The sequence below is a fragment of the Streptosporangium sp. NPDC006007 genome (assembly GCF_040614315.1).
Lineage (GTDB): Bacteria > Actinomycetota > Actinomycetes > Streptosporangiales > Streptosporangiaceae > Streptosporangium.
This window is the reverse complement of sequence record NZ_JBEXUG010000006.1, coordinates 172848-187014: the sequence shown is the minus strand read 5'-3', so window position 1 is coordinate 187014 and position 14167 is coordinate 172848. Positions and strand designations below refer to the sequence as shown.

The following is a 14167-nucleotide window of genomic DNA, read 5'->3' as shown; positions in this document are numbered from 1 at the left end:
CCGATGCTTACCTGTTGTCGTCTCGGCGCCTCCTACGGCAGGGCCGAGGTGCTGCGCGGAATCGACCTCACCGTGGAACCGGGCCAGGTGAGCGTGGTCCTCGGCGCGAACGGCGCGGGCAAGACCACGCTGCTGCGGGCGCTGTCCGGCATGATCCCGGTGTCGGGCGCCATCCGTTTCGCCGGGGAGGACGTCACCCGGTTGACGGCCCCGGCGATGACCCGGCGCGGGATGGCCCACGTGCCCCAGGGGCGGGGCACCTTCAGCGAGTTCACCGTGCACGAGAATCTGCTCCTGGGGGCGGCCACCCGGCGCAGGAGACGCGCCGAGGTCGCCGAGGACCTCGACCGGATGTACGCCACCTTCCCCCCACTGCTCGAACGGCGGGAGCAGACCGCGTCGACGCTGAGCGGCGGGGAGCAGCAGATGCTCGCCGTCTGCCGCGCGCTGATGAGCCGTCCCCGGCTCCTGCTGCTCGACGAGCCCTCGCTGGGACTCGCCCCGCAGGTCACGGCCAAGCTCTTCGAAACCCTCGGCGGGCTGAACCGGGATCTCGGAATGGCGCTGCTCGTCGTCGAGCAGAACGCCGCGCTCGCCCTTGAAATCGCCCACTACGCCGTCGTGCTGGAGACCGGCCGGATCGTCCTGGAGGGCGAGGCGGACGTCGTGGCCCGTGACGACGGGCTGAGGGCCGCCTATCTCGGAGGAGGAGGATAACAGTGCTGTTCCTTCAGCAGATCACCGACGGCGTCGCCACCGGCGCCATCTACGCCTCCATCGGCCTGGCGCTGGTCCTGATCTTCCGCTCCACCGGGATCGCCAACTTCGCGCAGGGCGAGATGGCGATGTTCTCCACCTTCGTCGCCTGGCAGCTGATCGCCTGGGGGCTTCCGGTACCGGTCGCGGCCCTGGTCGCCGTCGCGTTCGCGTTCGTCGTCGGTGCCGCGACCGAGCGTTTCGTGGTCCGCCCCGCCGAAGGCGGCAGTCATCTGAACACGGTGATCCTCACGTTCGGCCTTTACCTCGTCTTCAACGAGTTCGCCGCGCTGATCTGGCACTCCACCCCGCTGTCGTTTCCGACACTCGCGCCCGAGCGCGTCTGGTCCGTCGGCGGCTGGCGGATGACGTCCTCCATGGTGGTGATGGTGGGGGCGCTGGTCGTGGAGTCGCTCGCCGTCTACCTGCTGCTGCGCCGTACCACGCTGGGCCTGTGGATGCGCGCGTCCGCGGCCAACCCGGAGTCCAGCGCGCTGGTCGGGATCGACGTCAAGCGCATGCTGATGCTCGGGTGGGGGCTGGCGGGGGTGTTCGGGGCGATCGCCGGAATTCTCATCGCCCCCCGGGTCTTCCTCGAACCGAACATGATGTCCGGCATCCTGCTGTACGCCTTCGCCGCGGTGATCCTCGGTGGACTGGACAGCGTGCTGGGCGCCGTCGTCGGCGGCGTACTGATCGGCGTGATCGAGAATCTGGTCGGCACCTACGTGACGGTGATCGGGCCGGATCTCAAGGTGGTGGTTCCCCTGGTGGTCATCGTGCTGGTGCTCATGCTCAGACCGGCCGGTCTGTTCGGCGCCGTGGAGAGGGTGCGGGTATGAACAGGATCTCCGCGGTTCTGTCGGGCCCGGTGGCCGCCAGGTCGGCGAGGTTCGCCTTCGTGGTGCTGCTTTTCGTGCTGCCGTTCGTGCAGCCGCCCGACCGCAACTTCCAGCTGACCATGGTGTTCGTCTACTCCGTGGCGATCCTCGGCCTGACCGTGCTCACCGGCGCCTCCGGCCAGATCTCCCTCGCGCAGGCGACATTCCTCGGCATCGGGGCGTACTGCGCGGGAGTGACGACCGTCGTGTGGAAATGGCCGCTCTGGGCGGGGCTCGTCGCCGCGGCCGTGGTCCCGTTCGTCGTGGGCTATCTCGTCGGTGTGCTGGCGGCCAGGCTCAACGGTCTCTACCTCGCCCTGGTCACGGTCACGATCGCGATCGTGTTCATCCCGCTGGTCAAGCGGTTCGACGGCCTGACCGGGGGAGCGAACGGCCTGGTGGTGCCGCAGCCTCAGCCCCCCGCGGGCCTCGGGCTCGCCACCGACCAGTGGCACTACCTGATCGTGCTGGTGCTCACGCTGGCCTGCTGGCGGATCGGCAGGGGGATCCTGGGCGGCCGGGTCGGCCGGGCGCTGTACGCCTCCCAGGACAACGCGCTCGTGGCCGTCGCCATGGGGGTCGACGTGCCGTTCGTGAAGGCCACCGCCTTCGCCTGGTGTGGCGGTCTGGCCGGTGTCGCGGGCGGCATGTACGTCATCGCGGTCGGCTTTCTCTCGCCGGAGTCGTTCAGCCTGCTGCTCTCCGTGGGCCTGCTCGCCGGAATGGCGGTCGGCGGGGTGGGGCGCGCGGCCGGCGCGGTGCTGGGCGCCGTCTACATCCAGTTCGTGCCGGTGTACACACAGGAGATCAGCAGTTCCCTGGCGGGCATCATCTACGGCGCCTCGCTGATCCTGGTCATCCTGCTGCTCCCCGGCGGCCTCGCGAGCGTCCCCCGGCTCCTGCGGGTGGATGTCCGGGCGAGCCGCCCGGACATCCACCCGCAGGCCGGGGAACGGCCGAGGGAGGCCGCCGATGGGTGATCCGGCCCGCGGGGCACTGCGGCCCCCCACCCGTCGTCCGCCGGGCGCCGCCCTTCCGGAAACCCGCCCCGAGTCCCGCCGAGAGAGGAACCCCATGCCCGAACCGGTGATCGTCGCCGCCACCCGCAGCCCGATCGGACGTGCCCGAAAGGGGTCGCTGGCCTCGGTCCGCCCGGACGACCTGGCCGCGGCCGTCGTCCGGGCGGTCGTGGAGCGGGTCCCGGCGCTCGATCCGGCCGAGGTCGCCGACGTCGTCATCGGCTGCGGACGGCCCGAGGGGGCGCACGGCAACAACATCGCCCGGGTCGTCGCGGTCCTGGCCGGCCTTGAGCACAGCCCGGGGGTGACCGTCAACCGCTACTGCTCGTCGAGCCTGCAGACCATCCGCATGGCGGAGCACGCGATCCGCGCGGGAGACGGCGACGTCTATGTCGCGGGCGGTGTCGAATGCGTGTCCTGGTACGGCGTCGCCTCCTTCGACGCGCCCGACGAGCCGAACCCGAGGTTCGACACGGCCCGCGCCCGCACCGCCCGGCGGTCCGGTGGCGGCGAGCCTGCCTGGAGGGAGCCGGAGGGCCTGCCCGACATGTACATCGGCATGGGGCAGACGGCGGAGAACGTCCGCGAGCTTGAGGGGATCACCCGGGAGGAACTGGACGGCTTCTCGCTCCGCAGTCATCGGCGGGCCGTCGCCGCCCAGCGGAACGGGTTCTTCGACCGGGAGATCACGCCGATCGAGCTCCCCGACGGAACGGTCGTCCGTACCGACGACGGCCCGCGCGCGGACACCACCCTTGAGAGGCTGGCGGACCTGGCCCCGGTGTTCCGGGTGGGGGGCGCCGTCACGGCCGGTAACTCCTGCGCGCTCAACGACGGCGCGGCGGCGGTCGTGGTGATGAGCGAGCGGCGCGCCTCGGAGCTCGGGATCACGCCGCTGGCCAGGATCGTGTCGTCGGCCGTGAGCGCCCTGCATCCGGAGATCATGGGTCTCGGCCCGGTCGAGGCGTCACGGAGCGCGCTCAAGAAGGCGGGGCTGTCGATCGACGAGATCGACCTGGTGGAGATCAATGAGGCGTTCGCCGCCCAGGTGATCCCCTCGGCACGCCGTCTGGGGGTCGCCGACGAGCGGCTCAACGCGTACGGGGGGGCGATCGCACTGGGTCATCCGTTCGGCATGACCGGCGCGCGCATCATGACCACCATGATCAACGGGCTTTCCGGTTCCGGGGGCCGGTACGGGCTCGAAACGATGTGCGTCGGCGGCGGACAGGGGATGGCGATGGTCGTGGAGCGTCTCTCCTGAGCGCCCCCGTCCGTCCTGTCGGCGTTCTCCCCGTTCTCCCCGTCCGGCCTTGGGCGGGGGCCGGGGCCGGCCGCGCCCTGCGGCGCCGGAGCCGAATAATCCGTCAAAAGCCGCAAAGTATTTTTTTGAGATCATATAGATATAAATCAGGCGTTAAATCCGGCTTATCATGATGTGCCGTTGGCGCCGCCGGTGCAGTGGCCGCCGGAGGTCGCGGGTCGATCGGAGGCTGCTGACATGACCGTCCACACTTCAGCCGGTACCGCGTCCGCTCATCCACTTACCGCCAGGCCGGACGCGGCGGCGATGAACTCCGTACTGGGCAAGGTGCGCCTGATCATCGAGGCGTTCACCGTCGAGGACGACAGGCTGTCCCTCACCGAGCTGGTGGAGCGGACCGGCATCGCCAAGGCGACCGTGCACAGGCTGGCACAGGAACTGCTCGGCTGGGGAGTCCTGGAGCGGGCGGGGACCAGCTACCGGCTCGGGCTGCGCATGTTCGAGATCGGCCAGCGGGTGCCACGGCAGCGGATCCTGCGTGAGGCCGTCCTGCCGTTCATGGAGGACCTCCTGGTCACGACCCAGGAGACGATCCACTTCGCCGTGCACGACAATCTCGACGTCCTCTACGTCGAGAAGATCATCATGCACCGGGGGCTGAGCAAGCAGTCGCGTGTGGCGGGCCGGCTCCCGCTGTACTGCACGGCGACCGGCAAGGTGATTCTGGCCTTCTCCGGAGCCGACCTGCTGACCGAGGTGGTGCGGGCGGGGCTGGTGCCGCTGACCCGTCACACGGTCACCTCGCCGGCCATCCTGACGACCCAGCTGGACCGGGTGCGGGCCGGCCAGATCGCCACCGAGTACGAGGAGACCCGGCTGGGCTATGCGAGCGTGGCCGTTCCCGTCTTCAGCGGCGACGGAGCCCTGGTGGGGGCGCTGTCGGTTACCGCGCCGACGGCCCGGATGAACGCCGGCCGCTTCTCCGGCAACCTGCGGGCCGCGGCACTCGGCGTCAGGCGCAGGCTCAGAACGGCGGGGTGAACCCGGTCACCGGTCCGCTCGGCGGACCCGCCCCGTTGCCCCGTCGTCCGTGATCCCGCAGAGTCCTGGTGAGCGGGTACCGGGCCGTCACATCCGCCGGACCGGCGGACAACCCCCGCGGGACCCCGCGCCCGCGCGGGGCCGGCCGGCGCGTTCCCGAACACGGCCCCGGACCCGCTCAGCCGATCCTCGGCTTCCGAGGCCCGAACCGAACCCTGTTGAGGTCGTAAAATATGGGGCACGAACTGGATCCGCTCTTCTCGCCGCGCAGCGTCGCGGTGTACGGGGCCTCCGCCACCGATCCGGGCAGGCTGGGCAACACCCTCCTGGCCAACGTCACGACCGACGTCGATTCGGTCGTGTGCGTGCATCCGAGCGCGGCGACCGTCGACGGGACGCCGGCGGTGCCGAGTCTGGACCGTACGGTCGACCTCGCGCTCGTCTCCGTACCGGCCCGCGCCGCGGAGCGGGCGGTGCGGGACGCGGCGGCCGGGGGGGCCAAGGTCGTGATCGTGCTCTCGTCGGGGTTCGGCGAGGCGGGCCCCGGCGGGCAGGCGCTTCAGGACCGCCTCGTCACGGTCGCCCGCGCGCACGGCGCACGGCTCGTCGGCCCCAACTGCATGGGCGTGGTGAGCCATCTGGGAGAGGACCGCTGGTTCAACGGGTCCTACTTCTGGTCGGTGCCGCGGCACCCGGGACCTTTGAGTTTCATCAGCCAGAGCGGCGCGTTCGGCGGCATGTTCCTCTCCGAGGTCCGCCGGCGCGGGATCGGCTTCGCCCGGTTCGTCAGCCTCGGCAACTCGCCCGACGTGGACGTCACCGAGGCGCTGGGCTGGCTGGCCGCCGACCCGCGGACCACGGTGATCGGGGTGTTCACCGAAGGGCTGCGCGACGGCCGCGCGTTCGTGGAGGCGGCCCGCGAGATCACCGCGGTGAAGCCGGTCGTCGTCCTCAAGGGAGGGCGTGGCACCGCCGGAGCGCGGGCCGCGGCCGGGCACACGGGATCACTGGCGGGAAGCGCCCGGGCGTACCGGGCGGGGTTCGACCGGGCCGGGGTCACCGCCGTGGAGGAGTCCGCGGAGTTCTTCGACACGCTCACCGCGCTCGCCTCGGGGACCTCCACCCGGCGGGGCGGCCGGATAGCGGTGCTGACCGTCTCCGGCGGCCCCGGTGTCCTGGCCGCGGACGCCGCCGAACGCTGCGGCCTGAGCCTGCCGCCCCTGTCGGCCGACCGGCTGGCGGCCATCCGGAAGGTGGCGCCGGCGTTCGCCGCCGTCGCCAACCCGGTCGACCTCACCCCGCAGTGCCCGCCGTCCGGCTTCGCCCCCGCCGTCGCGGAGGTCTACGCCGACGACGGTGTCGACGGGGTGGTGGTCGTCAACTGCGGGCTGGACGTACCCGAGTTCGGGGCCGCGGTCGCCGAGGCGTACGCGGCGACGGGAAAGGCCACGACCGCCTTCCTGCTGGACGTGCCCAGGATGCGGGAGTCCGTGGAACGGGCGGGAATTCCGTGTTTCGACTCGCCCGAGGCCGCGGTGCGCGGGTTCGCGGCGAAGGTGGTGCGATGACGGCCGGGGAGAGCCCGCGGGCGCTGTCCGAGTGGGCCAGTAAGCGACTGCTGGGCGCCGGCCTGCCGACCCCCCGTGAGCTGAGGACCGGCTCACCCGAGCAGGCGGTACGGTTCGCCGGGACGATCGACGGCCCCGTCGTCGCGAAGGCGTCCGGCGTCGCCCACAAGTCGGACGCCGGACTGGTACGGCTCGGGCTGGACGCCTCGGGGCTGTCGCGCTGCTGGGCCGAGCTGGCCGGGGCCGGTGACGGCACGGTCGTGGTGGCCGAGCAGCTGAGCGGTGAGCTGGAACTGATCGTGGGCGGCAGCCGGGATCCCGGATTCGGCGAGTTGATCACCGTGGGGCTCGGAGGTGTCGCGGCCGAGGTGTTCGACGACGTGGCGGTGCTCCTGGCGCCGCCGGAACCCGGGGAGCTGGAGCGGGCGCTCTCCCGGCTGCGTGCGGCGCCGCTGCTCAACGGCTATCGGGGGCTGCCCGTACTCGATGTCGGGAGGCTGGCTCTGATCGTCGACGTGGTGGCACGCCTGCTCCGTGACGATCCGGACGTCGTGGAGATCGACTGTAACCCCGTGCTCGTCCGCCGGGGACGTCCGATCGTGCTGGACGCGCTGGTGGTGAAAAGGTGATCGGCGGTGAGGCCCGTGATCGGGCCTCACCGCCGTTCCCGGCGGGGGAGGCGCGCCCGGGCCGGCGCGCCTCCCCCGCTATCTCTCGCCGACCGGCGTCCTGCCCTCCAGGGAGATCGGCTCCGCGCCGATGAACTCGTACTTGCCGCCGTCGAAACGCTGGAGCCAGAGCGTTTCCAGCGGGAACCCGTCCGTCGGCGAGGTACGGCTCTCAAGTTTCGGAAGCAGCGCCGACGAGGTCTGACCGTTCAGGCCGTGCACCGCGTCCATGAGCGAGGAGCGAGTCGGATCGACGTCTTTGAGCACGTTCGTGAAGACCTCGGCGAGTGCCCATCCGGCCACGGCGAAGGAGTCCTTCGGATTGGCCCGCGGTTCGTACTTCTGCACGCTCCGCTGGAGTGTCCTTATCGTCTCGTCGGCCGCCCACTGCGGGTCGGTGGGATCCTTGAACCATCCGACCGTGACGATGCCCTTGGCGTTCTCAAGCCCGGCCGGCTTGAGAACCGCCTCCGGCGAGCTTCCCTGGGAGGCCACCAGCTGGAGGGGCTTCCATCCCAGCTCGGCCGCCCCCTTGATCGCGAGGGCGGTGAACTTCGGTGTGGCGAAGTTCGCGAACACGTCCGCTCCGCTCGACGCCATGATCGACATCTGTGAGTCGATGGACGCGTCCGTGTTCGCATAGGTCTGCTCGGACACGATCGTCATGTCCGTCCTCTTGAGCGCCTCCTTGAAGCCGTTGAGGAAACCGGCCCCGTTGTCGTCGCCCACGGTGAGGATCGCCACCTTCGCCTTGGGCCGTTCCCGCTGGACGTACTGGGCGAACACCGCGGCCTCGGTCGCCGCCGACGGCGATCCGGAGAGTGAGAACGGATACTTTTTGAATTCGGCGCCCCATTTGGGGGAGTTCGACTGGATGAACACCTGTGGAACGCCCTTCTGGTTCAGGTAGTCGCGCACCGCCAGGTTCGTCGCCGTGCCGAAACCCCCCGCGAGCGCGAACACCTTGTCCTTCTCGACGAGGCGTTTGACCACCTCCACGGTCTTGGCCGGCTGATAGCCGTCGTCGTAGTAGATGTAGCGGACCTTTCGCTTCTTTCCATCGGCCATTGTCACACCGCCCTCGGTCTCGTTGAGATGGCCGAAGAAGGCGGAGGCGCCGTAGACGACGTTGGCGAATCCGGAACCGGGTCCGGTGAGCGGAGCGTTCGCCCCCACCACGATCTCGCCGTCCGTGATACCCGGGTCCGGATAGGAGCCCGAACCCGTGTCGCCGTCTCCACGCCCGCACGCGGCGGCGAGGGAGACAAGTGCCACCGCTGTCGCCAGACATCGCAGCACCGGTCGATTCTTCAAAGCTCCTCCTGCGGGGTGTTCCGGGTTTTCGGCGGCTCGGGTGGCGGCCGTTCCCGCCTCACGTCGCCGTAACTGTTCGGCCAGCCGGATTCTCGTTTCTCTGATCGCCGGCTGAAATCGGTGTCGATTCGAATGTGTGGAGACATTCGACTTTCGGTACGGGAACTGTGGCATTGATACACGGATCGGGTTAGAACACGGGTCCGCTCACCGAACCTCGGGGCCGGAGGCGTGCCGGGGGCCTCCCGGCGCCGATTTTCCTCAGGGCCGCGCCGGAGCGCCGGCGGAGAGAAAGGCGAGCACGACGCGGGAGAACTCCCCGGCCGTGTGTTCCAGCGGGATCGCCCCGCCGGCGATCACCTCCGTCCGGGCGCCGGGAATGAGCTCGGCCAGACGCGACAGGCCGGGGAAGGCGAAGGGATCGGCGTCGTGTCCCACGCACAGCGTGGGCTGCCGAATCGAGCCGATCCGGTCCTCCATCCGATAGCGCTCCACGGCCCGATGCCCCTCCTCGGGGTCCTCGGTCGCCAGGGCGTCGCGGAGGTAACGGGCCAGCAGTTCCGGTTCGCCCGGCGGATAGTATCTCCGCCGTCGTTGCCACAGCTCGGTGAGGTGTGTCCCGTCAGGACGAGGCTCGACCTCGTCGATGCCGCGCCGTCCCGCCCTGTCGGCCCGTGCCGCCTCGTCGACGTACGGCGTCGAGGAGAGCACCAGCCGGTCCACGCGCCCGGGTGCCCGGGCGGCGACCTCAACGGCGATCACCCCGCCGGTGTGGTGGCCGACGAGATGGCAGCTGCCGATGCCAAGCGCGTCAAGCATGTCCAGCACCGCGCCGGCGTAGGCCACGACGCTGTGGCCCAGGGGCGAGACGTCCGACGCCCCCATGCCCGGGGTGTCGACGGCGATGGCCCGGAACCGCCGGCCGAGCATCGGCAGCACCTCTCGATACTCGTCCCAGCTACGCGGTGTCTGGTGCAGGAGGACGACAGGCTCTCCCGAACCCGCCGTCGCGATGTGCAGCTGGCCCCAGCTCGTATCCACGTAGTCACGGCGGACGGGCACTGTCACGGGTGGCTCCTTGACGGTAGGGAACGGCCGATCCGGCCGGCCGGACAAGGTGGGCGTCCTCTGCTTCGGGGAGCGCGGGCCGGATCAACCGGCCGGCCGGGGCTCCTTGGGCAGCCCGAGCACCCGCTCTCCGAGGATGTTCCTCATCACCTCGGAGCTGCCGCCCCCGATGGAGTCGCCGCGGGCGAACAGGTACCTGCGCTGGATCTCGAAGTCGTCGGGCACGTGATCTTCCGGATGGTGCATGTTGTAGCTTCCGAAGAGCATGCCCCGAGGGCCTTTCAGGTCCAGGCACAGCTCGTAGACCTGCTGCTTGAGCTGCGCGTAGACGAGCTTGGCGATCGACCCCTCGGGGCCGGGAACGTTGGTGTCGTAATTGTGCGCCGCGCGGAGGTTGAGCAGCCGGGCCGACTCCGCCTGGATCCAGAGCCTGACCAGCCGATCTCGCATCACGTCGTCCCGGACGGCGGTACGGTGCCACAGCTCGATCGCCTCGGCGATGGCCCCACCCCCCTCGTCGGCGACGCCGCCGCCGATCGACACGCGCTCGTTCATCAAGATGGTGAGGGCCACCTGCCAGCCCTCCCCCTCACCGCCGATCCGGTCCGCGTCCGGGACGCGCAGATCGGTGAAGAAGACCTCGTTCAGATGGGCCGATCCGTCGATCTGCCGCAGCGGCCGGACCTCCACGCCGGGCGCGCCCATGTCGACGACGAACGCCGTCAGGCCGCGGTGCCTGGGGGCCTGCGGATCGGTCCGGGCCAGCAGCAGTCCGCGCCGGGCCCGATGCGCGGCGGTGGTCCAGATCTTCTGCCCGTTCACCACCCATTCCCCGCCCTCACGTACGGCCCGCGTGGTCAGGGCGGCGATGTCCGAGCCCGCCCCCGGCTCGCTGAACAGCTGGCACCAGATCTCGGCCCCGGTGAAAAGCGGTCTGAGCCATCGGTTCCACTGCTCGCGGTGGCCGTGTTCGACGAGCGCGGGTGCGATCATCCCGACGCCGAGGGCGTTACGCAAATACTCATCCTGGGTGGGGGCGCCGGCCTGTGTGAGGACGCGCCGGACGACCGCCTGCAGGGATCGGCTCGCCCCCAGGCCGCCCGATCCGACGGGGAACTGCACCCAGGCGAGCCCCAGATCGAACTGTCTCTCCAGGAAAACCGTCTCGTCGGTGGACGCGGGAGGCGTGGCCGTCAGCAGGCGCCGCAGCAGGCCGGTCACCGTCGCCTCCGTGGGAGGTCCTTCAACGCTGCCTGGTTCCGCCGGCATGGGATGTCTCCGTTCGGTGGTTCTGGGAATGGTGGCTGAGGGGGCGGGTGATCGTGATCGGGGGGATGTTCAGAGGCCGAGAAGCCCGGCCAGACGCCGCCGATGACAGGCCGCCGAACCGAGCAGCAGCTCCGAGGACTTGGCCCTCTTGAGGTACAGGTGCGCGGAGAACTCCCAGGAGAACCCCATGGCACCGTGGATCTGGATGTTCTCGGCCGCCGCGCGGACGTAGGCGTCCGAGCAGTAGGACCCGGCCATGGCGGCCAGGACGGGCAGGTCGTCGCCCGGCTCCGACGCCGCCCACAACGCCCGCTGGACGATCGACTGCGCCGACTCCACCTCCACCAGGACATCCGCGCACTTGTGCTTGACCGCCTGGAACGAGCCGATCGGCCGCCCGAACTGGACGCGTTCCCCGGCGTGGGCGACGGACATCTCCAGGCATCTGCGGGCTCCGCCCACCTGCTCGGCGGCGAGGGCCACCGCCGCGAGGTCGAGTACGACGGGCAGCACCTCCGCCGCCGACCCCTCGGCGCCGATCAGTCGTGCGGGAGCGTCGCGGAAGTCCAGCCGCGCCTGCTTGCGGGTCTGGTCCATGGTGGACAGCGGCTCACGGCCGACCCCGCCCGCCCGGGTGTCCACCGCGAAAAGACCGACGCCGGACGCCGTGCGCGCCGCGACCAGAACGAGATCGGCGACGTGGCCGTCCAGCACGAAGTTCTTCGTGCCGTTGAGCCTCCAGCGGCCGTTCCCGCGCACCGCCCGTGTCTCGACGTCCTCCAGGTCCCAGCGGCCGGACTCCTCGGCGAGAGCCAGGGTGGCGACCGTTTCCCCGGAGGCGATGCCGGGAAGGTAGTCGGCCCTGGCGGAGTCGTCGCCGCATCGGAGCAGGACGCCGGTCGCCAGTACGGAGGTGGACAGATAGGGGGCGGTCAGCAGCGCGGCCCCCATCTGCTCAAGGACCACGCCCAGCTCACGGAAGGAGGCTCCGGATCCGCCGTACTCCTCGGGGATGATCAGCCCCTGCAGGCCGAGATCGGTGGCCATCCGGTGCCAGACCGTACGGTCGAACCCCTCGTCGGTCTCCATCAGCCGCCGGACCTCGGACTCGGGGGACACCTTGGACAGGAAGTCCCTGACCACGTCCCGGAACTGCTCCTGTTCCTCGCTGTAGGCCAGAACGATCGGGTCGTTCATCGAAACTCCTTCGCTGGAGACCTCGGGCTTTAGCCTCCCGGCCGATTCCGGCTGAACCGAAACCTCTATATGCGACATTTAGTGATAATCCCCCCCATGGATGGCCGGAGCAACGGGGCAAGTCCACCCAGCGAACCGGGATCGCCCCTCCCGCGCCTCCCGCCCCTCCATCACCGTCCCGAGTCGTACGCCCGCCCCGTGAAACCCGCCGCGGAGCTCTCGGCCAGGAAGGCCAGGCTGAGCGCGTTGTAGCGTTCGGCCTGCTCGTGCTGAGGCCAGTGACCGCACTCCTCGAAGAGCTCCAGCCGCGAGCCGGGGATGGCCTCGTGCATCGCGGACGCCTCCGGCACCTCCCCGAACGGGTTCTGCCGTCCCCAGACGATCAGCGTCGGATGGGAGATCCTCGCCAGGTCGTCCGGACGGAGCAGGTTGCGCTGCCGTACCTCCATGTTCTGCAGGGAGAGAAGGTTGTCGATACCGGACACGAAATCGGGCCGGTGGTAGATGGTGTGCCGTATCCGCACCAGTTCCTCGGTGGCGTCGGCGGGATCCGCCATGAGCAGCCGCAGCCGCCGCCGGGTCGGTTCGACGTCGTCACAGGCCACCGCCTGCCGGGTGCTGGTGCGGATCCGATCCATGACCTCCGGGTTGGCCACGGTGCCCCCGGCGCAGAGCAACTGCAGGCTGGCGATCCGGTCCGGGTGGTCGATCGCCGCGCGCCCCCCGACCCAGCCGCCGAGAGACTCTCCCACCACGTGGGCCCGCTCGATTCCGGCCGCGTCGAAATACGCCAGCAGATGGTCGACGTAGTGGGGGATCTCATACGGATGGTCGGGCTTTCCGGTGTAGCCGTGCCCCAGCATGTCGATGGCGTGACACGCGTACCCCGCGGCGTGCGCGGCGAGGTTGCGGCTGAACGCCTCAAGGTGACCGCTCGTCCCGTGCAGGAACACCACCGGCTCGCCGGATCCGGCGCGCAGAGTACGCGTCGGCACCCCACCCGCGTTGACGTGGGAAACGCTCAGGGCCAGCGGACTCATCTCGGTCCAGATACTCATGTCGTCACCTTCGCCGATCGGCCGGGCCGGGCTTGTTCTGATTGATCCGATGGACCTGGGTGCCGCTGCGGGCGGCGAGGGCGCGGACCGCGATCACCGTGATCACCGCGACCACCACCAGTACGACGGCCGCCGCGGCCGCCGGTTTTCCCGTCATGGACGCGTTCCCCCGTTCCCCCGGTCCGTGGCGTCCGCCGTGGAGGCCGACGTGTGGTCGACGTCCACCGAGTTCAGGAATCCGGTGACGACGGCGTGGAACGCCGAGGGCCGCTCCTCCTGAAGGTGGTGGGAGACGTGATCCATCACGTGCAGACTTCCGCGCGGGACCATGCGCGCCAGCATGAGCGGATAGTCGGGCGTGAGGAAGGCGTCGTGCATTCCCCAGACGAACAGGACCGGGGCGCTGATCCGCCCGAGCTCCTCGGTCAGGTCCTGCCACTCGCCACGCGGCGAGTCCGACATCGCGGCGAGCCGCCGCTCCTCCGGGTCGAGGCTCTGCCGGTAGCGCAGGTCGAGTGTGGCCTCGGGGAGGCGGCCGCCGTCGTACCACTCCAGCCGGGTGATGAGGTCGCGCATCTTCTCGCGGGTGGGTCCCGAACCTCCGTAGTAGACGTCACGGGCGTTGCGACCCCGGCGGGCGCCCTCCGGCAGTGGCGCCAGCGGTCCGTAGAAGACCGGCATGCTGCCGGTGACGACCAGCGAGCGCACCCTTTCCGGATGGCGGGCGGCCAGGCAGAGCGCGATCGTGCCCCCCCAGGAGTTGCAGACGAAGTCCGCGCGCTCGACGCCCAGCCTGTCCATCAGGGCGGCGGTCTTGGCGGCGTGGAAGTCCCACATCGGCCCGCTGATCAGGCACTTCTCCGACCCGCCGTACTGCAGGAGGTCGACGATCAGGCAGCGGCGGTCCCCGGCGAACAGCGGCGCCACCGGCCCGAAGTCGCTCCACCCGGTACAGCCGGGACCACCTCCGTGCAGGAACAGGGTGTCGCTGCCCGCCCCCATGTCGAGGTAGTGATAGGTAACACCGCCCGCGTCGGCGTACGACCCGATCGGTGGCTCCATGC

General features: G+C 70.2%; 14 protein-coding genes. 7 read left to right on the top strand and 7 right to left on the bottom strand.

Annotation, left to right across the window (positions count from 1 at the left end; all coding sequences use genetic code 11):
- The first annotated feature begins 3 nt into the window (after positions 1–3).
- The 7 genes from ABZ194_RS07510 to ABZ194_RS07480 all read left to right on the top strand — a co-directional run bounded on the left by ABZ194_RS07510 (position 4) and on the right by ABZ194_RS07480 (position 7158).
- Complete coding sequence (locus tag ABZ194_RS07510; protein WP_355593419.1) at positions 4–717, top strand: ABC transporter ATP-binding protein; 714 nt, start codon at positions 4–6, stop codon at positions 715–717.
- A gap of 2 nt (positions 718–719) precedes the next feature.
- Positions 720–1598, top strand: coding sequence for a branched-chain amino acid ABC transporter permease (locus ABZ194_RS07505; RefSeq protein ID WP_355593417.1), 879 nt, complete (start codon positions 720–722; stop codon positions 1596–1598).
- Positions 1595–2617 (top strand): branched-chain amino acid ABC transporter permease, encoded by a 1023-nt coding sequence (locus tag ABZ194_RS07500; RefSeq protein WP_355593416.1) that lies wholly within the window; start codon positions 1595–1597, stop codon positions 2615–2617. The genes ABZ194_RS07505 and ABZ194_RS07500 overlap by 4 nt, the downstream gene beginning before the upstream one ends.
- 94 nt (positions 2618–2711) lie before the next feature.
- Positions 2712–3920, top strand: coding sequence for an acetyl-CoA C-acetyltransferase (locus ABZ194_RS07495; RefSeq protein ID WP_355593415.1), 1209 nt, complete (start codon positions 2712–2714; stop codon positions 3918–3920).
- A gap of 237 nt (positions 3921–4157) precedes the next feature.
- The gene (locus ABZ194_RS07490) at positions 4158–4961 is read left to right on the top strand and encodes an IclR family transcriptional regulator (RefSeq protein ID WP_355593414.1); all 804 of its coding nucleotides are present in this window, start codon (positions 4158–4160) and stop codon (positions 4959–4961) included.
- A gap of 233 nt (positions 4962–5194) precedes the next feature.
- A complete protein-coding gene (locus tag ABZ194_RS07485) occupies positions 5195–6529 on the top strand; it encodes a CoA-binding protein (RefSeq protein ID WP_355593413.1) in 1335 nt (444 codons plus the stop codon).
- Complete coding sequence (locus tag ABZ194_RS07480; protein ID WP_355593411.1) at positions 6526–7158, top strand: acetate--CoA ligase family protein; 633 nt, start codon at positions 6526–6528, stop codon at positions 7156–7158. The genes ABZ194_RS07485 and ABZ194_RS07480 overlap by 4 nt, the downstream gene beginning before the upstream one ends.
- Positions 7159–7236: 78 nt before the next feature.
- Here the strand turns inward: ABZ194_RS07480 and ABZ194_RS07475 are convergent, their stop codons facing one another.
- The 7 genes from ABZ194_RS07475 to ABZ194_RS07445 form a co-directional block, all read right to left on the bottom strand.
- Complete coding sequence (locus ABZ194_RS07475; RefSeq protein ID WP_355593409.1) at positions 7237–8511, bottom strand: ABC transporter substrate-binding protein; 1275 nt, start codon at positions 8509–8511, stop codon at positions 7237–7239.
- Positions 8512–8772: 261 nt separating this feature from the next.
- A complete protein-coding gene (locus ABZ194_RS07470) occupies positions 8773–9579 on the bottom strand; it encodes an alpha/beta hydrolase (protein ID WP_355593407.1) in 807 nt (268 codons plus the stop codon).
- An 84-nt stretch (positions 9580–9663) separates the two neighbouring features.
- Entirely contained in the window at positions 9664–10848 is a 1185-nt protein-coding gene (locus ABZ194_RS07465) for an acyl-CoA dehydrogenase family protein (RefSeq protein ID WP_355593405.1), read from the bottom strand.
- Between the two features lie 69 nt (positions 10849–10917).
- Positions 10918–12045: an acyl-CoA dehydrogenase family protein gene (locus tag ABZ194_RS07460; protein WP_355593404.1), complete on the bottom strand. Its 1128-nt coding sequence runs from the start codon at positions 12043–12045 to the stop codon at positions 10918–10920.
- A 170-nt stretch (positions 12046–12215) separates the two neighbouring features.
- On the bottom strand, positions 12216–13103 hold the full coding sequence (locus ABZ194_RS07455) for an alpha/beta fold hydrolase (protein ID WP_355593402.1): 888 nt from the start codon (positions 13101–13103) through the stop codon (positions 12216–12218).
- A gap of 4 nt (positions 13104–13107) precedes the next feature.
- A complete protein-coding gene (locus tag ABZ194_RS07450) occupies positions 13108–13260 on the bottom strand; it encodes a hypothetical protein (protein WP_355593401.1) in 153 nt (50 codons plus the stop codon).
- The gene (locus tag ABZ194_RS07445) at positions 13257–14165 is read right to left on the bottom strand and encodes an alpha/beta hydrolase (RefSeq protein WP_355593399.1); all 909 of its coding nucleotides are present in this window, start codon (positions 14163–14165) and stop codon (positions 13257–13259) included. Before ABZ194_RS07445 ends, ABZ194_RS07450 begins: the two co-directional genes overlap by 4 nt.
- Positions 14166–14167 lie beyond the last annotated feature (2 nt).